Origin of the sequence: Stenotrophomonas sp. CASM114 (genome assembly GCF_049384325.1) — a bacterium.
In the GTDB taxonomy this organism is placed as follows: Bacteria; Pseudomonadota; Gammaproteobacteria; order Xanthomonadales; family Xanthomonadaceae; genus Stenotrophomonas; species Stenotrophomonas muris.
In genome coordinates this window covers 24168-42150 of record NZ_JBMRGJ010000024.1, presented here as the reverse complement: position 1 = coordinate 42150, position 17983 = coordinate 24168, and the positions used below count along the sequence as shown (strand labels likewise).

Annotated in this window: 18 protein-coding genes, 1 tRNA gene and 1 pseudogene; 11 read left to right on the top strand and 9 right to left on the bottom strand. The window is 63.3% G+C overall.

The genetic code is table 11. The annotated features are described in order from the left end of the window. The first annotated feature begins 63 nt into the window (after nucleotides 1-63). The 3 genes from rpoD (at nucleotide 64) to VG566_RS17825 (ending at nucleotide 2611) form a co-directional block, all read left to right on the top strand. On the top strand, nucleotides 64-1917 hold the full coding sequence (gene rpoD / locus VG566_RS17835) for an RNA polymerase sigma factor RpoD (protein WP_014648552.1): 1854 nt from the start codon (nucleotides 64-66) through the stop codon (nucleotides 1915-1917). 266 nt (nucleotides 1918-2183) lie between these two features. Next, nucleotides 2184-2495: a hypothetical protein gene (locus tag VG566_RS17830; protein WP_241884840.1), complete on the top strand. Its 312-nt coding sequence runs from the start codon at nucleotides 2184-2186 to the stop codon at nucleotides 2493-2495. Nucleotides 2496-2535: 40 nt separating this feature from the next. Then, a tRNA-Ile gene (locus VG566_RS17825) sits at nucleotides 2536-2611 on the top strand. A gap of 412 nt (nucleotides 2612-3023) precedes the next feature. Here the strand turns inward: VG566_RS17825 and VG566_RS17820 are convergent. The 5 genes from VG566_RS17820 to VG566_RS17800 all read right to left on the bottom strand — a co-directional run bounded on the left by VG566_RS17820 (nucleotide 3024) and on the right by VG566_RS17800 (nucleotide 6284). Beyond that, the gene (locus VG566_RS17820) at nucleotides 3024-3593 is read right to left on the bottom strand and encodes a YdcF family protein (protein WP_241884841.1); all 570 of its coding nucleotides are present in this window, start codon (nucleotides 3591-3593) and stop codon (nucleotides 3024-3026) included. A gap of 482 nt (nucleotides 3594-4075) precedes the next feature. Next, nucleotides 4076-4636, bottom strand: a complete 561-nt coding sequence (locus tag VG566_RS17815; protein WP_423172660.1) for a fasciclin domain-containing protein — start codon at nucleotides 4634-4636, stop codon at nucleotides 4076-4078. A 177-nt stretch (nucleotides 4637-4813) separates the two neighbouring features. Next, nucleotides 4814-5065 carry a hypothetical protein gene (locus VG566_RS17810; RefSeq protein WP_049404779.1) on the bottom strand — a complete coding sequence of 84 codons (252 nt, stop codon included), beginning with the start codon at nucleotides 5063-5065 and terminating at the stop codon, nucleotides 4814-4816. 91 nt (nucleotides 5066-5156) lie between these two features. Beyond that, nucleotides 5157-5402 (bottom strand): hypothetical protein, encoded by a 246-nt coding sequence (locus VG566_RS17805; RefSeq protein ID WP_014648541.1) that lies wholly within the window; start codon nucleotides 5400-5402, stop codon nucleotides 5157-5159. A 489-nt stretch (nucleotides 5403-5891) separates the two neighbouring features. Then, nucleotides 5892-6284 (bottom strand): DoxX family protein, encoded by a 393-nt coding sequence (locus VG566_RS17800; protein WP_169411466.1) that lies wholly within the window; start codon nucleotides 6282-6284, stop codon nucleotides 5892-5894. Between the two features lie 116 nt (nucleotides 6285-6400). On the opposite strand from VG566_RS17800, the gene VG566_RS17795 reads away from it, so the two are divergent. The 3 genes from VG566_RS17795 to VG566_RS17785 all read left to right on the top strand — a co-directional run bounded on the left by VG566_RS17795 (nucleotide 6401) and on the right by VG566_RS17785 (nucleotide 8066). Further along, nucleotides 6401-6820, top strand: a complete 420-nt coding sequence (locus tag VG566_RS17795; RefSeq protein WP_041863852.1) for an H-NS family nucleoid-associated regulatory protein — start codon at nucleotides 6401-6403, stop codon at nucleotides 6818-6820. A 50-nt stretch (nucleotides 6821-6870) separates the two neighbouring features. Further along, nucleotides 6871-7278, top strand: a complete 408-nt coding sequence (locus tag VG566_RS17790; RefSeq protein ID WP_014648538.1) for a hypothetical protein — start codon at nucleotides 6871-6873, stop codon at nucleotides 7276-7278. 164 nt (nucleotides 7279-7442) lie between these two features. Then, a complete protein-coding gene (locus VG566_RS17785; RefSeq protein ID WP_241884843.1) occupies nucleotides 7443-8066 on the top strand; it encodes a hypothetical protein in 624 nt (207 codons plus the stop codon). 287 nt (nucleotides 8067-8353) lie between these two features. Here the strand turns inward: VG566_RS17785 and VG566_RS17780 are convergent, their stop codons facing one another. After that, entirely contained in the window at nucleotides 8354-8995 is a 642-nt protein-coding gene (locus VG566_RS17780; RefSeq protein WP_046432704.1) for a glutathione S-transferase family protein, read from the bottom strand. Between the two features lie 86 nt (nucleotides 8996-9081). Next, nucleotides 9082-9351 (bottom strand): annotated as a pseudogene (locus VG566_RS17775) (helix-turn-helix domain-containing protein); the annotation flags it as partial. A 122-nt stretch (nucleotides 9352-9473) separates the two neighbouring features. Here VG566_RS17775 and VG566_RS17770 point away from each other — a divergent pair. Continuing rightward, nucleotides 9474-9710 (top strand): EamA family transporter, encoded by a 237-nt coding sequence (locus VG566_RS17770; RefSeq protein WP_232017591.1) that lies wholly within the window; start codon nucleotides 9474-9476, stop codon nucleotides 9708-9710. Nucleotides 9711-10163: 453 nt separating this feature from the next. Continuing rightward, the gene (locus VG566_RS17765; RefSeq protein WP_014648535.1) at nucleotides 10164-10616 is read left to right on the top strand and encodes a PA2169 family four-helix-bundle protein; all 453 of its coding nucleotides are present in this window, start codon (nucleotides 10164-10166) and stop codon (nucleotides 10614-10616) included. A gap of 91 nt (nucleotides 10617-10707) precedes the next feature. On the opposite strand, the gene VG566_RS17760 is transcribed toward VG566_RS17765, so the two are convergent. Together VG566_RS17760 and VG566_RS17755 are read right to left on the bottom strand one after the other, a co-directional pair. After that, nucleotides 10708-11379 carry a response regulator transcription factor gene (locus VG566_RS17760; protein WP_032958333.1) on the bottom strand — a complete coding sequence of 224 codons (672 nt, stop codon included), beginning with the start codon at nucleotides 11377-11379 and terminating at the stop codon, nucleotides 10708-10710. Nucleotides 11380-11692: 313 nt separating this feature from the next. Continuing rightward, nucleotides 11693-11794: a class III lanthipeptide gene (locus VG566_RS17755; protein WP_014038605.1), complete on the bottom strand. Its 102-nt coding sequence runs from the start codon at nucleotides 11792-11794 to the stop codon at nucleotides 11693-11695. A gap of 460 nt (nucleotides 11795-12254) precedes the next feature. Between VG566_RS17755 and lanKC the strand changes: the two genes are divergently transcribed. From lanKC to VG566_RS17740, 3 genes are read left to right on the top strand one after another with little or no spacing between them, the layout of a single operon-like run. Beyond that, the gene (gene lanKC, locus VG566_RS17750) at nucleotides 12255-14975 is read left to right on the top strand and encodes a class III lanthionine synthetase LanKC (RefSeq protein WP_241884844.1); all 2721 of its coding nucleotides are present in this window, start codon (nucleotides 12255-12257) and stop codon (nucleotides 14973-14975) included. Beyond that, on the top strand, nucleotides 14972-16615 hold the full coding sequence (locus tag VG566_RS17745; RefSeq protein WP_014648531.1) for an ABC transporter transmembrane domain-containing protein: 1644 nt from the start codon (nucleotides 14972-14974) through the stop codon (nucleotides 16613-16615). The genes lanKC and VG566_RS17745 overlap by 4 nt, the downstream gene beginning before the upstream one ends. A gap of 1 nt (nucleotide 16616) precedes the next feature. Then, entirely contained in the window at nucleotides 16617-17978 is a 1362-nt protein-coding gene (locus VG566_RS17740; RefSeq protein ID WP_423172726.1) for an ABC transporter permease, read from the top strand. Nucleotides 17979-17983: the final 5 nt, after the last annotated feature.

Below are 17983 nucleotides of genomic sequence, written 5' to 3'. Positions count from 1 at the left end.
GGGCCCCGGGCTGGTATAATGCTACGTTCCCTATTTCTCCCTAGCCGGTGGCGCGAGCACTACATGGCCAACGAACGTCCTGCCCAATCCGAAATCAAGCAACTGATCAGCAAGGGCCTGGAACAGGGCTACCTGACCTACGCCGAAGTCAATGACCATCTGCCGGACGACATGGTCGACCCGGAACAGATCGAAGACATCATCGGCATGATCAACGGCATGGGCATCGATGTCCATGAAGTTGCGCCGGATGTGGAAACCCTGCTTCTCAACGACGGCAACACCGGTAACCGCGAAGTCGATGACACCGCGGCCGAAGAAGCTGCCGCCGCGCTGAGCGCGCTCGACACCGAAGGTGGCCGTACCACCGACCCGGTGCGCATGTACATGCGCGAAATGGGCACGGTCGAGCTGCTGACCCGCGAAGGCGAAATCGCCATCGCCAAGCGCATCGAGGAAGGCCTTTCGCAGGTCCAGGCCGCCCTGGGCCAGTTCCCGGTTTCGGTCGAATCGCTGCTGACCGACTACGAGGCCCACAAGGAAGGCAAGAAGCGCCTGGCCGAAGTGATCGTCGGCTTCAACGACCTGGCCGACGAAGAGCCGGCGCCGCCGGCGGTCGCTGCCGATGACAGCAGCGATGCCGACGCAGAAGGCGACGAGGACGAGGACGATGACGTCGAGGGTGGCGAGGAAGAAGCCGCACCGACCGGTCCGGATCCGGAGGAAGTCGCTGCGCGCATGCAGGCGCTGAGCGATGCCTTCAATGCCTTCAAGAAGGCGGCGACCAAGGGCGACAAGAAGAACCTGCCGCGCCTGCGCGAAGAGATGTCGGCGGTGTTCGTCACCCTGAAGCTGCCGCTGCCGCTGACCGACGTGCTGACCAAGCAGCTGCGCGACACCATGGCGTCGATCAAGGCCCATGAGCGACGCGTGCTGAACCTGGCCACCGTCACCGCGCGCATGCCGCGCAAGGACTTCATCCGCTCCTGGGAAGGCAACCAGACCAACCTGGAGTGGGTGGAAGACGCACTGAAGCGCAAGCAGAAGTGGTCGTCGGCCCTGCGCGAAGTGAAGGACCAGATCATCGCCGAACAGCAGGCGACGATCGACATCGAGAAGCTGACCCAGCTGGACCTGGAAGAGCTGAAGGAAATCAGCCGTGCCATGGCCTACGGTGAAGCCAAGGCGCGCAAGGCCAAGAAGGAAATGGTCGAGGCCAACCTGCGCCTGGTGATCTCGATCGCCAAGAAGTACACCAACCGTGGCCTGCAGTTCCTCGACCTGATCCAGGAAGGCAACATCGGCCTGATGAAGGCCGTGGACAAGTTCGAGTACCGCCGCGGTTACAAGTTCTCGACCTACGCCACCTGGTGGATCCGCCAGGCGATCACCCGCTCGATTGCCGACCAGGCGCGCACCATCCGTATTCCGGTGCACATGATCGAGACGATCAACAAGTTGAACCGCATTTCCCGCCAGATGCTCCAGCAGTACGGTCGCGAGGCCACGCCGGAGGAGCTGGCCAAGGAAATGGACATGCCGGAAGACAAGATCCGCAAGGTGATGAAGATCGCCAAGGAGCCGATCTCGATGGAAACCCCGATCGGCGACGACGAGGATTCCCATCTGGGCGACTTCATCGAGGACACCAACGTGGAGTCCCCGATCGAGAACACCACCAACATCAACCTGTCTGAAACCGTGCGCGACGTGCTGGCCGGCCTCACCCCGAGGGAAGCCAAGGTGCTGCGCATGCGCTTCGGCATCGACATGAACACCGACCACACGCTGGAAGAAGTCGGCAAGCAGTTCGACGTGACCCGCGAGCGCATCCGCCAGATCGAAGCGAAGGCGCTGCGCAAGCTGCGTCATCCGAGCCGCTCGGAGCAGCTGCGCAGCTTCCTGGATATCGATTGATTTCCAGCGGCTGGTGAAGCGTTGAGAGAAACCCCGCCTGGTGCGGGGTTTTTCTTTTTGGGGTGCCTGGACATGCCCGACGGGGCTTGCCGATGACGCATCTGCCGTTTGAATTTTTCCTGCGACGGTCGCACGCTGATCGCGCAGATGCTCAACACATCCCGTAGGCGGGCCGGTCATCACCGGCGCCGATGCAAGCGCGCGGCAGGTCACGTGCAACTCGTACGGCCTGCGGCATTGATTCGTCATGCATCTGGAGTCACGCCATGAATGATGTGGAGCACGATGTTCCCGAGCCCGTGCAAACCGATTTCCCGCCGCTGCTGGACTGGGATGAGGTGATGCGGGATGAGTGCGAGGATCGATTGGGATTTGCACACCGTACGACGTATGCGCTGCTGACGCTGTCGGAGGCCGGATTGCTTGCCGGCTTCAGCGGCGACAACCAACAGGGACTGGAGGAGATCAGAAGGATGGTTGCGTTGTTCCAGGCATGCCTGAGGCGGCAGGTATGGCTCGCAGAAGCGGCGGAGAGGCGGCTGGGGCGTATTTCGGAGGCGTTTGCCGCTGCCGGGTAGCCGATCGAGCGCGGCCTCCACTACACTGTGACGCTGCGCCGGGCCTATAGCTCAACGGTTAGAGCAGGGGACTCATAATCCCTTGGTTCCAGGTTCGAATCCTGGTGGGCCCACCATAAGAAGCAGGTGCTTGGGCGTCGGGCCCGATGCCTCTACCGCGTCGGCGGAAAAAGCATCGGAAATAATTCTCGGGCACCGATAGGGTTCCACGGGATTTACTGCGCATCGACAGGCAATGGACACTTGGTGCCATGACAAGGAAGGCAGCAAGAAACGAATGGTTGGTCCTCGCCGGCAGGTGCGCGGAGAGTACACGGAGGCGGCCACGCCGGCTGGCTCTATCGCCAGGACCATATCTCCATGGTGACGCTCGAAAGCGGCAAGATAATGGCCTACAGGGAGTACTGGGATCCTTACGTTGCGCTGAGGGACTTCGGGCTGGTCAGGCCCGGTGTTGCCGCTCGATAGCCCTGAACAGCACACGGCGTCGTGGCGTGATGCGTGCAGCGTGCCTTGGCAGCACCTGGATCAGCTTTCTGGAAGCTCGATCAGGAATCCCCTTCTTATGTAGTCCGGGATCTTCACGTACTCGGCCCTGACGCGTTCGGCGAACTCCGGATCCAGGTGCCAGTCACTCTTGTCCACCGCGAAATAGTTGACCCACTGCGCGGTAACGGTTGGCCCTGGCCAATGACGGGCCATTGTCATCAGATATCGACGCGCGGAACAGATTTTTCCGATGGCAATGACGCTCCGTCTCTCTTCGAGAGGCAGCATGCGCTCGGCAAGCTCGCGCGAGCGCCATACGTTCTCACCAGTGTTCATGGCGAGCGGCTCGATGATGAGCACATGCTCTGGAATTCCCAACTCCATGAGGCGGGTAGCCATGGTTTCGGCTTCTGAATCGTGAAGACCTCCGGTCATGCCACCGGAAACGACTGCCTTCCGGAACATTCTCTTGTGCCACAGGGTGACTACTGCCTGGCAGAAATCCTCCACTCCGTGCCGAGTTCCGAAGATCAGTGCGAGATCTGAGCGTACTGCAGGGCGCTCCGGCATGACGTAGTCGCCTATGCGCTCGATGTCTTCCAGTTGCATGGCTGCTTCCCTCATGGTCAATTTGGCTGGCTTCTAAGTTGACCACTGGAGTATTACGGCCTGTGGGTTCTCGAATTGGTACGAAGACCCTCTTCGACGCGCAGGTCAGGGGGGCGGCCCACAATCTGGTAGTGCATCTCCTGGATACCCCGCATGACATTCGTCGTGATCGCGTCCGCGAGCGCAATCGCGAGAAAGGCACAACGTTCCCCATGGAGGTACCCGCTGCCTTCTTTGAGCTGGCGAGCGAGCATTGGGAACCGATGGACCCAACCGAATGCGAGATCTACGACGTCAGGTAATCACCTGGAATTCAAGGCCCCCTTCTGACTGACAGGGATACAAAGGCCCCAACGCCGCTGCACGCTCCTGATACATCAGGTAGCGCGTCATCGCCCCGCAGCCGCGATGCTGATTCATGGGAGGAGACGGCGGCAGCCGCGATGCGGCTGCCGCGCATGTGCTCGTCCTGCTGCTTGCAACTACTTCGGCATCAACACCGTGTCGATCACGTGGATCACGCCATTGGACTGGCCGACATCGGCAACGCTGATCCCCGCCTTGCCGCCCTTGGCATCGATGACCCACAGCTTGCCGTCATGCAGTGCGACGGTGAGGGATTCACCTTCAACGGTCTTCAGCGTGGCCTTGCCGCCGTGCTTCCTGGCATCGGCCATCAGCTGCGCTGAACTGTAATTGCCTGGCACCACGTGGTAGGTCAGGATCTTGGTCAGTTGTGCCTTGTTTTCAGGTTTCACCAGCGTATCGACCGTACCTGCGGGCAGCTTGCTGAAGGCTGCATTGGTGGGCGCGAAGACGGTGAAGGGGCCGGCGCCATTGAGGGTATCGACCAGGCCCGCTGCCTTGACCGCAGCGACCAGGGTCGTGTGGTCCTTGGAGTTGATGGCGTTCTGGACGATGGTCCTGGTGGGATACATCTCCGCTCCGCCGACCATCACGGTACCGGCGGCGAAGCTCATTGAAGTGGCTGAGACGAGTACGGCGAAGCTGACTGTGGCGGCTATCCGCTGAAGGGCTTTCACGGCGCGTTCCTCTATAGGATGCCCGCAAGGCGCGGGCATCCTACATACGCGCTGGCGCGGCCCTTGGATGCAGGCAGATGCATCAGTGCGCGTTGTCGCTTGAAACGTCGCAGCGTTGTAAAAGCCGAGTGAACGACTGCCCCTGCCGGCGGCTACGCAGCACGAACTGCGCGCCGCTCAGCGGCGCGGATGACGGATGTCGGATGGGCAGCCAGAAAGGCGCGCGTTGCTGATGGCCTGGCGGACACCACAGCCACGGCATGAGAGCACGGTTCCACCGGCAACGTGTTCCATCTCATGCTCGTCCCACACGCTCGTCGATCCGCAGGCGGTGCAGGTGGCGACGATCTGCAGTGCGCGGGCCAGGTCGCCCTGCTCCCCAGCCTTGTAGGTGAGATCGGTGATCTGAAAAATGCCGGTATGACTCATGGGAATGCCGGGGGGTGCTTGTTGACGAACGATAGGGCCCACCGGGTATCGGTCGTGTCGGTGCTGTGTTGATGGATGGTTGAAGTGCAGGCTATTCGTCGCTGCGTCGATTGAGCTCTTCAAGCCGTGCGCGGCTGACTGACTGGTGATTGCCGCAGGTTGGGCAACTGAGGGCAGCCGCACCGTCGAGATCGACAAGGCCATGGTTGGGAATGGCCCTGAACTGCCAGGAACACTTGATGCAGGAGCAATCGATTCGGGTGACCTGCAGCAGGGTGCCGTCTGCCCGCGTCACTCCCTCGACGCTGATTACGTAGAACTGTCCGATGTCACGCATGAAGATGAACGAAATTCCTGAATCCGTAGGGCGCCATCATGCTGTCTTGTGGGCCATCTGGGACAAAGGTGGCTTGGTCGAATTCTGAAGAGTTAAGAATTCGAGTGACGATGCGGAATGGTGTCGACCCATCGCCAGCATGCCGGTGTCACCGCGCGGGGTCGTCGACCACAGGCATGCTTGGCGTGCGGATGCTGATTCCGATCCCGACAGGAGATCGCATGATGCGCAGTGCTTGTACGTCCTTCGTTCTGGCTGCATCGCAATGCGTTCCGGCATTCGCGTCCGACGCTGGCGAATCACCCAGGTCAAGACGCCGGCGCCGATCATCGATGGCCTGCAGTACACGCGCGCCTTCAACGTGGCCGGACCCTCACGGCCGAGGGTCACGGTGCCATCGAGTTCCTGGATGCACAGGGCAAGGTGATCCACACGCTGGCGCCAGAGGCCGAACTTCGCCGCCAGCGCGTGCACACCTCGAATCGAGGCTTACCCGCGCCGACTGCGCCCGTCGATGCTGTACCGCCCGGCCCCGGTGCAGGCCAGCAGCAGGAACCCACCGGCCAGCCCCAGGTTCTTCAGGAACATGATCTGCTGGGTCTGGTCGGCGAAGTTGTGGTGGAAGATGAAAGCGGTGACCAGGCTGAAGCCCACCAGCACGATCGACACCAGCCGGGTCTGGAAGCCGAGCAGGATGCACAGACCACTGCCGATCTCGAAGGCGACCGTTGGCCACAGCAGGATGCCGGGCACGCCCATGGCTTCCATATAGGCCTGGGTGCCGCTGAGATCGCCGAGCTTGCCCAGCCCGGAGACCAGGAACAGCGCCATCAGCAGGATGCGCGCAAGCAGGTAGGCAAGCGAATGCGATGAGGTGCTCACAGGGATGTCCTCGGGGATGGCCGACGAAGGCGATCGGAGCCCACCCGCAGTGAAGCCCGTGTCTACGCGGGGCAAGCCGCCTTGACAGGCGCCGCGCGGCAGTAGACCTTTCCAGCATGACGATCGATATTGAATCGCTCAGCCTGCGGGAGCTGGGCGCCTTGGTGGTTGCCGCTGAACAGCGGAAGCAGCTGATTTCCAACCGCCGTCCTGCCAGCGCGGTGCGGCGTATGCTGAAAGCCGCCGCGGCGGAAGCGGGATATACCCTCGAAGAACTCTTTGGCGATGAAGCCATCGAAGCGGGCGCACCCAGCCGGAAACCGGCACGGCGCAGAACCGGCAAAGTGGCCGCCAAATACCGAGACCCGGAATACAAGCGGCTGACCTGGTCCGGCCGCGGGCGCATGCCGCGTTGGCTCGCTTCCAGGATCCAGAAGGGCCACAAGGTCACCGACTTCCTGATTCCCGGGTTGGCGCGACCGACGGCGCGCAAGGGCAGCCCGATCGGCAAGCGCACGGTCTTCAAGAAGGATTGAACCTGCCACGCTGCTACCCTGCCGGGGGTCTTTGAACGAAGGAGCACGGGATGGCACACGATGCAGGCAGGACGATCACGCCCACGATGCTGTATACCGCCGCGGCCGCGGCCGTGCTGGTCAGCCTGCTGGCCTGGGCGGTGGAATGGAGCGGGATGGCCTATGTCTGCCCATATTGCCGCGTGCAGCGCACGGTCATCGGCGTGCTGGGCCTGCTGACGCTGTTCGCGCGCCCGGGCGGCATCGTCGTGCCCTGGCTGTCGTACAGCGCGGGCGCCTTCGCGTTCGTGGTGGCGGCGATGCAGCACTTCAACGGTTGGAAGCGCATTTCCGCCGGCGACTTCAGTTTCAACGAACAGTGGTACATCGATCCGTGGCTGCTGTCGGGCTGCGCGATGCTGGTCCTGGTGGCGCAGCTGATGCTGGTGCAGGCCGCCTGCCGGCGCAGGTTGCACTGACAGTGTCGTCGCTGCGGGAGAAGTGCCGGGTATGGCAAGCGCTCTCAATCCTTCAACGCGGTAGTGACATCGCGTGTGGCGCGCGATGCTCATGAAGTATGCCGTCGCACAGGATCCTCTACATACTGAATCCATCGGGCAACATGGCACGAAAGTTCAGCGTCATGCGTGATCGTGAAGGCGGCATCCGTTGCGACAAAATGGAACCCGGCGCGATGGATTGCGAACCCTTCGTCATCATCGACGAGCTCCCGGTCGAGCAACCGGCGATCAACTATCTTCAGTTCAAGCGCATAGTCGCTCAATCGGTGATCAGCCTGTCTGAGCCCGGCTACCCGAAAATTGTGTACGATGACATCCAGAATCCGCAGAGAAGGGATGCGGTCAGCCAGCATCTGGGGCAGCGTTTCGAGACTTACATCTACCTGGCTTCCGGCGCGTACTCGCTTGGCATCGATGTCTGGGCGCCGCAGAAGATCCGCTATGCTGACGGGTCTACCGCTTCCTACAACTACAGCATGATCAACCGTCGCTGGGAGCCCAACGCCCTCCTTTACAAGGACAGGTTCGGTAACTCCATTCCGCTTAGCGTTACACAGTTCAGCGAGGGGCGAGGCGGCGTTACGCATCGCTTCGAATTCCCGAATGGGAATGCCACCGATATGGGAAGCTTCGTCAATGCGCTCAACAACATCGGTGTCCCGGTGACGGGGGCGGGCAATCAGTCTGTCACCTGCACCAGCACGATCAGGCTGACCGAGGTCAAGGTGACCTGCAACCGGAACTGATGAGGAATAGATCGATGCGAGTTTCACCAGGCCTGGGTTCCACGGTCATATTCGGTACTTCCTTTGTGGGAGCACTGCTATGCGGGTTCGTGTTTCCATCCATGTCGGCAGGTTCCCCGGAGCTGACCCCTTGGATGTTCAACGGCCTGCTGGCGTGCGGTGCGGTTGCGCTTTTTAGTGCTCCCTTTGGCTGGCGGGGTTACCTGAACTGGAGATCGCGTCGATTGAAGTAACGCATGGGGCCTGCGTGACTGCTGGCCCCTTGTTGCCTGGGAGGAGGCGCAGCGCTAGGCGTCCTGGAAAACCGCCAGCTGCGCAGCAAACGCACGCTGGTAGGCGGGCCGCTGCGTGGCCCGGGCCACATAGGTGGCGACCTGTGGGTACTCGTCGAGCAGGCCGCTGCTCTTCAGGCGCAGCAGCACCGAGACCATCATCAGGTCGCCCACGCTGAATTCGCCGTCCAGCCACGTTGTCCTGGCCAACCACGTCGATAGTTGGGCCAGCCGCGTCCGGACCCGCTCATCGAGCATTGGCAGCCGTTGCGCGTACCAGGGTTGCTCGCGCTCAAGCACCCAGGCCATGGAGCGCTCGACGATGGGGGGCTCCACCGTGTTCAGCGCAGCGAACACCCACATGATCGCGCGCATGCGGGCGTCCGGATCGCGCGGCAGCAGGCCGGGGTGCTGTTCGGCCAGGTGCAGGGCGATGGCGCCGGATTCGAACAGGGTCCGGTCGCCCTCCTGCCACGTGGGAATCTGCCCGAACGGATTCCGTGCCAGGTGCGCGGGCTGCTTCAGCTCGGCGAAGCTGAGCAGTTGTACGTCATAGGCCACGGCCAGTTCCTCCAGCGCCCAGCGCACGCGCATGTCACGGGCCAGGCCCTGGCCCCGGTCGGGGGAGGCGGCGAAGGCGGTGAGGATCGGTGGCATTGGAGCGCTCCTGCAGGCCGATGGGCCTGCCTTTCCTGTTCCGACGAGCGACGGGGCGGGAAATCGACAGCCCTCGATGCGGGCCTTCACCCGGCCCGATGCTGCTCCCGATACTGATCGGGCGTGCACTGCGCGTGCCGCTTGAACATTTCGGCAAACGCGCTGACGCCTGAATAGCCCAGCTCCCCGGCGATGCGGCTGATCGGCTTGCGTGTGCACAGCGCCTCGGTGGCGCGCACGAACTTCACACGCCCACGCCGGCCGCCGAGTGACATGCCCAGTTCACTGCGCGCCATGCGCTCCAGCGTGCGCACGCTCATGTGAGGCCGCTGCGCGATCTCGGCCACGGATTCGGCCGTGCATTTGCCGCCTGCATCGTGCTGATGCAGCGCCGGAAGATTCCGCTGACGGTGCTGGAGTCACTGTTCCTGCAGGCCACGGCGGCATCGCTGATCCTGCTGCCGGTGCAGCTGCCGGAGTGAACAACCTGACCGCGGTGGGCTGTTTCGGTTTCGCTGCGGTGTGTGCATCGATCCTTGCGCCCCTCAGCTGGATGACCGGTCTTTCGCGGTTGGGCGCGGCGCGCGTTTCGGGATTCTTCAGCCTGGTGCCGATCGTGACCACCGCACTGGCGGTGCTGCTGCTGGGTGAGTCACTCAGCGGATGGGGTGCTGGGTGGCAGCCTGCTGGCGGTGTCGGGTGTGGTACTTGCTGAATATGCCGCCAGGCACGGGTGCGGAAGGCCGATGCGGCCCGATATTCCAGCAAGGTCTGCACGAAACGTGCACCTCACGTCGACGTTGTGCGATGCCGTTGCGCTTCAGTCTGGCAACCCCATTCCCCGCCTGCGCAGGAGCCCATCGATGAATACGCCTGGAAAGCCGAGACCCACCTGGAAGCAATGGCACGTGCTGCTGGTGATCCTGGCAATCGCGCTGCTGGTCACCCTGATCATCGTCACCGCACCGTGGTAACGCGTGCAACGCGCTCAGATTCCGTGAAAGCCGACGATGCTTGAAATGACGAAGTCAGCAGGTGTTTCGCATGGTGATGCGTGCATCAATTCGTGCTCACCTGGTTGGCACACGCGATTGCACACAGTGGGGTCGAAGGCAATGCAGATGCACTGCCATTCTCCACTGACTTTCGAGCACACAGGAGCGACGCCATGAGCACCCAGTCCACCATCGAACATCGCCTCAACGACCTGATCGAAATCGCCCGCGATGGCAAGTCGTTCTATGAAGAAGCGGCCACCAAGGTCAAGGATGCCGAGCTGTCGGCACTGTTCACCCGCATCGCTGGCGTCAAGGGCCGCATCGTGGCGGCGTTGAGCGGCTCAGTGGCCGCCAGCGGTGGCAAGCCGGCCGAACATGGCACCGTGGTCGGTTCGATGCAGCAGTTCTACGGCAAGGTTCGAGCCGCTTTCGGTGACACCAACTATGGCTACGTGGCTGAACTTGAAGAATCCGAGGACCGCCTGCTGGGCGCGTTCAAGGATGTGCTGCAGGACAACGAGCTGCCGCCGGCCGTGCGCCAGGAAGTGACCCAGCTGCTTCCGGAAGTGCAGGAGTGCCACAACGTCATGCGTGCGCGAAAGCACGCAATGAAGGCCGCCTGACCGCAGCGGTCGGCCCAATCAGCGGGACTGGCAGCCGGGGCGGTTTACCGCCCCGGCTGTTGCATTTGCGGCCCGCGCCGATGGCCTTTGATCAGGCCGCGTCGTCGTTCAGCATGTAGCCCAGCCCACGCTTGGACTCGATGCTGACACTGGCCGAGCGCAGGGCACGGCGCAGGCGTGATACGTGCGGATCCAACACGGTGGTACCGCCGTCGGCGCCGGCCAGGTGCACGGCAGCACTCAGCACTTCATGGCGGACGATCCGGCCCTGGCGGGCGCAAAGCGCTTCCAGCAGCAGCAGCTGGCTACGCGGCAGGCTCAGGGGCGCACCGCCTACCAATGCCATGCGGTTGGAAAAATCGAACGTGAAATTGCCGATTCTCAGAATGTGGCCGGCATCAGCGTCGAGGCGCCGGGTAATCGCGCGCAGCCGCGCGGCCAGTTCGTCGAACTCGAACGGCGTGGGCAGGTAGTCATCGGCACCGGCATCCAGGCAAGCGATGCAGTCGGCAGCGTGGTTGTGGCGCCCCAACAGCAGAATGGGCAGCCAGGTACGCAAGCCGCGCACGATCTGCACCAGCTTCAGTGAATCGCCTTCGGGCAGCCAGCGGTCGAGAATGAGGGCGCGGTACTCCACGGCCTGTACCGCGGCCTTGGCCAGTGACCAGGTTGCCACGAGGTCCACCAGCATGTTGCGGCTCTGCAATACGTTGCGAAGCGCCTGTGCAAGTTCGGCGTCGTCCATGGCCACGAGGATGCGCATGCTGCGTCTTTTCCTGATTGCTGGATCCGGCGGGCGTGCAGGCGCACTGCGTAGCGTCCGTCATGGTGGTGAGGTCGCAGCGGGGCCGAGCAATGGTCACGGCTGCAGCACGTGCTGCAGCTGGCTGATCATCCCCCCCCCGGGATGCCTGTCCTGGCATTGGCAGATGCAGGACGCGCAGCGCGGGCAGCGGACGGCTGCCTGCCAAGCGATCTCTACGTCGTATGGAGACCTGCCACGTGGCGGTGCATCACGCTGTGGCAGATGTCGAGGTGGTGGGCGCGCACCACCACCTCAGGCAAGCCGGAGAGGCTTAGCCGTTGCAGCAGTTGCTGTCGGAGCTGCTGCAGCTGTTGCCCAGGTTTTCCTGCTGGTTTTCGATCATCAGGCGCTGCAGATTCAGGACGCGATTCATATCAACTCTCCTTAGTCGTACATGGGATCGGGAGGCATGCGTGCCTCCCACGCGTTACGCAATGAAATGATTCACTGCGCGATTGCACCACGCAATCTCAAAGCCCTGTTGCAGTTGCTGAAGAACCCCGGTCTATACGTGGCGGATGGAAAATGGCATTGCCGATTGGAATGAGTCAAGTCAATTGTGGAATGAGAATCGCCTGCGCAATGTAGCGGCAAGGTACGGTGGCAATCATCGATCTGCAGGGACATTCCGGGCGGCTGCATTGCAGCGATAGCCGGCGGATTTCACGCCGTGCTTACGAATGAAGCAGGCAGGGAATCCGCATTCCGCATTTTGCGATGCCTGCAGGCTGGAGCGCCCGCAATGCATCCATCGCGCATGTGCGAGGCGTTGCGAGGCGTTCGCGGATGTGTGCACCGGGCAAACGAGCCGTGGAACCGACCAGGGAGAGACGATGTCAGCGCGTCAACGATCACTGCGTGAAGCACGCCACATGGACAAGGCCGCCTATGTGGGGGGCGACGAGCGGTTCTACGAATTGAGCTACAACCAGTACCGGCCCAGCGAAGATTTCCGCAGTATCGTTGAAGCGGAGATCGAGGCGGCCGGCATGGCGTGGACGATCCATCGCATCGGTGTCTGGTCGCACCTGGCGACGCATGGCGACCCGGTCGCCGGCAACCTGCCGCCGCAAGGCTGGAAGATCCACGTTTCAGCCACGCAGGAGAACTGCCAGCGGGTGCTGCGCACCGTCACCCGGATGGCCCTGGCCGAGCGCGTGAAGTTCAAGTTCGCCAATGACATGAACACGATGCGCATGATGAGCTCCAAGCGCTGGCCACGCGGTGGCTCGGGCAAGTTCATCACGCTCTATCCGCTGGACCTTGCGGTCTTCACGCGCTTCATCGAGCAGCTGCATGGGGCGCTGAAGGACGAAGATGGCTCGTACATCCTGTCCGATCGACGCTACAAGGACTGCCGCTGCCTGTATTACCGCTATGGCGGCATGCGCCAGGTGTACCGGCTTGATTTCATCGGCCAGAAGGTGCCGATGCTGGTCGCGCCCGACGGCAGTCATGTTCCCGACCTGCGCAATCCCTATTTCGAGGTGCCTGCCTGGGAAACCGACCCGTTCCCCAGCGAGGATGATCCCGGCGAGATGACGTTGAAGGAGGGCCGCTATCAGGTGCAGGCCGCGCTTGGGTTCTCCAACACGGGCGGGGTCTACGTGGCGTTGGACCAGGTCACCGGGGAGGAAGTGGTCATCAAGGAGGCGCGGCCCCATGTGGAAATGCACGGGGAAGGGCTCGACGCCACCAGCCGCCTGGCACGCGAACGACGCAATCTGGAGTTGCTGGGCCCGGTGGGCGCCTCGCCGCGCTGCCTGGATGCATTCACGGATTGGGAAAACAGCTATCTGGTGGAAGAGCGCCTGGATGCATTCGATCTTCGCGAGCTGATGCTCAAGCATTCGCCGCTGATGAAGGCCCGTCCCAGCGCACGCGATGGTAGTGACTACTACGGGATGTGCGTGACCATCTTCACCGGTCTGCTTCGCGCGGTCGACCGCGCACACAAGGTGGGAGTGGTGATCGGTGACATCTCGCCGTCCAACGTCATGGTCGACCGCAGCGACATGCGTGTGCGCCTGATCGATCTGGAGGCCGCGTTCCTGGACGGCAGCGATGAGTGGGATGACATCCACACGCCCGGATTCCGCCGGATCATGAAGGGGCGCAAGCGCGCCAGCTGTTTCAGGGATGACCGTTACGCGACCGCAGTGGTGATGTTCTACTGCCTGTTCCCGCTGATGGCCATGGCCTACATCCGCACCGACCTGTTCCAGAAGGTGCTGCCGGTGATGATGGAGGACATCGGCTGGCAGCACACGCCAGTGGCCGAGGTCATCCAGGCGCTTGTGGACGACCGTATCGGCCTGGAAGAGGCCGCACAGCTGCTGCAGCAGCCGGCGACCCTGCAGGCGCCGTTCTCGTCGCCGCAGCGCCCGTTGCCGGCGCCGCGCCAGTGTATCCGGCGGCTGCTCGCGTTCATGGATGCACACAGCCGGCTGCAGCCGGAGCGGACGCTGTTCCCACTTGATCCGTTCTCGCACTCCACCAACACGATGAGCCTTGGTCTGGGGGCGACCGGTGTGATCCACGCCTTCCATGGGGTGGGTCATCAGCCGTCGCCGGCGGTGATGGAGCGCTATGCGCAGGAGCTGCAGGCCCTGGATCGCAGATCGCTACCGCCGGGGTTCCTCACCGGCCTTGCCGGCATCGCCTGGTCGGCGCTGCTGCGTGGCGAGGTGGAACTGGCCCGCAGCCTGCTCGACAGCGCTGACGGCAGTGACCTGTTGCATGCGCATCACTCGCTCTATCACGGCATGGCGGGTATCGGAATGGCGCACCTGGCCATGCATCACGCGACCGGCCTGCCCGGGCATCTCGACAGGGCGCTGTCGCTGGCGCGGCGGCTTGCAGACACCGTCCACCACGGAGAGCGGGGTGCCTACTGGCAGGACGAAGGTGGCGTCCGCATCGGCATGGGTTACGGCCAGGCCGGCGTGGCGCTGTTCCTGCTGAGGCTGTCGCAGCTCAGTGGTGATCCGGCATGGCGCGTGCTTGGCGAGCAGGCACTGCGACACGATCTCTCCTACGGCTTCGAGCTGGAGACCGGGGTGACCACCTTCCCCAGCTCACCGGAAGAGGTCAACACCTATGAACCCTATCTGGAGCAGGGGACTGCGGGCATCGCCAAGGTCGCGATCCGTTACGGCCTGTGGCAGGACGTGAATCGGCTGGTGGATGACTTCCATCGCAAGTATTCCGGCTTCTGCGGCCTGTTGTATGGCCTGTCGGGCATGCTGGATGTGTTTGTCGACGCCCATCTCTACTCCGGTGACCCGAGGTACCTGCAGATGGCGGAGCGACCGTACCAGGGCATCGTCGATCTGTATCTGTTCGAGGAGGAGGAGGGAATGGCGGCGGTGCCGGGCGAGAATCTGTTCCGCATTTCCTTCGACCACGGTACCGGCATCGCCGGAGTGATCCGCGCCCTGCATCGGTACGACACGCTGGCGCCGGATGAGTTCTTCCTGGATGCACTCGATGTGCATGGCGCGGTGGTACGGGAAGTGGACGGAGCCGGGGTGGGGCAGGCGGCGATTGCATGAATGCGCGCCCGCACCCGGCCGGACAGCCACTTCAGCGCGAGCAGACCGCGCAGCGGCACAGTGTGCGCGCCATCCTCGCCAGCTTCGCGATCCTGCTCGGCCCCCTCCGCGGGCGCTACCTTGCGGTGGCCGCCACCACCGCGATGTTCGGCGGACTGGGCGGGCTGCTGCATCCGCTGCTGATCCGCGCGATCTTCGACGAGGCCGCCAGCCGGCAGGATTTCAATCGCTTCCTGCTGCTTACCGGTGCATATCTGCTGCTGTGCCTGGTGACCAACCTGGGCAACTACAGCTGCGCGCTGTGGCAGCAGCGCGTGGATAACCGCATCGTGGAGCGGATCGGGACCTCGTTGCTGACCGCCTACTATGGCCGCAGTTATGACGAGGTGGTGCAGAAGGGGGCCGGCTACTATGTGGCGCGGATCCGCTCGGACGTGAAGGATGGCGTGGTGCCGATGCTGTCGGTCGCACGCACTACCCTGACCCAGGCGGTGACATTCGTCGCCTTGATCGCAGCCCTGCTGATCATCTCCTGGCGTGCGTTCCTGGTGCTGATGGCCATCATTCCCATCGCCACCACGGTCAGCGTGCTGGTCGGCCGACGCATCCGCGAGCTGACCGTGGTGGAGCGTGACCGCGAGGCCGAACTGGTTTCTTTGCTGACCCGGGCCGTGTCTGCCTTCAAGATGGTCTGTACGTTCGGCCTGGGCCCCAGGACGGTGCAGGCCCATGACCGCAGCCTGCGCGAGGTGCTGGATTCGACCTACCAGCGCTTCAGGGTGGTGAGGACCCTGCAGGGTGCGAGCGACCTGACGATGGTGATCTCGGATGTCTGCTCGATCTTCGTCGGCGCACTGTTCGTGTTCCGCCAACAGATGACACTGGGTTCGTTCATCGCCTTCATGAACGCCTTCTGGCGCTCAGCCACGACGCTCATCGGCATCTTCAAGAACATTGCCGAGATGCACAGCCACGGTGTGGTGGTGGTGCGGGTGGCGGAGTTCATGACCGCACCGGCAGCCGCGGCGTCGGCCACGCACATCGAGGGTGGTCTGCTGGCGACGTCGATCGGCTACGGGTACGGCGCCACTCCCGTGTTTTCGGATTTCACCCTGGCCCTTTCACCCGGTGAACGTGCACTGGTGATTGGCGACAATGGCAGCGGCAAGACGACCCTGGCCAACGTCCTGGCCGGGTACTTCCAGCCCGTCGCCGGCCAGCTGCTGCGACCGGCGCGTATCCGTGCCATCACGCTTCCTCTGCAGTTCCCTCCGCTGAAGGTGCGCGACCTCGGCGCCGATCCGGTGCTGCTGGCGCGACTGGGGATGGACGGCGACGGGATCGCCGACAGCCTGCCGGAAACCCTGTCGGCAGGGCAGCAGCAGAAGATCGCCCTGGCGATGGTGCTGGGCGAGGACGCCGACCTCTACATTCTTGATGAGCCGGTCGCCAACCTCGATACGGCCAGCCGCGAGATTGCGATGGACGCGATCTTCGCACGCAGCCATGGCCGCATGCTGGTGATGATCATGCACGGCGCCGAGGCCTACCGCGCCCGATTCGATCACGTACACGAACTTGGCAGGTCCATGTGGCAACCGGCACGGGTCACGCCCGTGCACGTCCGGGGAGAGGCATGACATGAAGTCGATACAGGGTGCAGAAAAGGGTGCGGGCATGCGCAGACTGGTCTACTGCGCGCAGGTGGCGCTGCACAATACACTGCGGAGCAAGGCCATCACCGCCCTGATGGTGCTGGCCATCGCGGTGGGAATTGGAGCCAGCATGACCACCTTGACCGTGGTCTACCTGCTGTCCGGCGATCCCTTGCCCGGGCGCAGCGGTGACCTCTACTACCCCCAGCTGGATGCCAACCCGAACTCGAAGGGCCGCGAGCCGTACGACGTGCTGGACTATCGCTCGGCCTTCGACCTGTGGTCGTCCGGGCGCGCGGACCAGCAGACACTGGTGGTTACCAATCCGGTCAAGCTGCGGCCCGATCAGGGCAGCGCGCCACCGGTCATCCGCTCATCGATCTCCACCACCACCGACTTCGCGACGATGTTCGCGGTGCCGCTGGCGCATGGACGCTGGTGGTCGCGCGAGGAGGATGACGCGCGCGCACGTGTGGTGGTGATCTCGTCGGAGCTCAACGAGCAGATGTTCGGTGGGGGCGACAGTGTGGGGCAGACACTGCGGGTCAAGGACACCGCGATGCGCATCGTGGGCGTGCTCGCGCCCTGGCGACCCTCGCCGCTGTTCTACAAGGTGCGGGGCGGCCGCTTCAGCGGCGGCAACACGTCGGGCTTCTTCGCCTCGGCCGATGATCTGTTCATGCCGCTGACCTCCAGCCTGGAGATCAATGACGGCGACTTCGTGCCGTTCACCTGCTGGTCCACGCCGGAGGAGCGCGGCCGGCTGCAGACCGCGCCGTGTGTCTGGGTACACCTGTGGGTCAAGCTGGACAGCGCCGCCAAGGTGGCCGCCTATCAGCGGTTCCTGCAGAACTATGCCGCTGAGCAGAAGGCCCTGGGCCGGATCAGCCACGCCGACAACACGCGGCTGCGCTCATTGATGCAGTGGCTCGACTTCAACCAGGTGGTACCCAGCGACGTGAAGCTGCAGGCCATCCTGGCCTTCGCCTTCCTCGGGATCTGCATTGCCAATGTGGTCGGTCTGCTGCTGGCGAAGTTCCTGCGCTACAGCGGCGAGATCGGCTTGCGTCGCGCACTGGGCGCAAGCCGCGCGGCGATCTTCCTGCAGTGCGTGGTCGAGGCCGCGCTGGTGGGGGCACTGGGTGGCACGCTGGGCCTGTTGCTGACCTGGCTCGGCCTGAGCGCGGTGCGCAGCCAGCCGGTGGCCTATGCGGACCTGGCGCGGCTTGATACCACCATGCTGCTGTTCACCCTGGCGCTGTCGGTGCTGGCCAGCCTGCTGGCGAGCCTGATTCCCGCGATCCGTGCCAGTGCGGTCCAGCCCATCGCCCAACTGAAGCTTCTGTAGAGGAA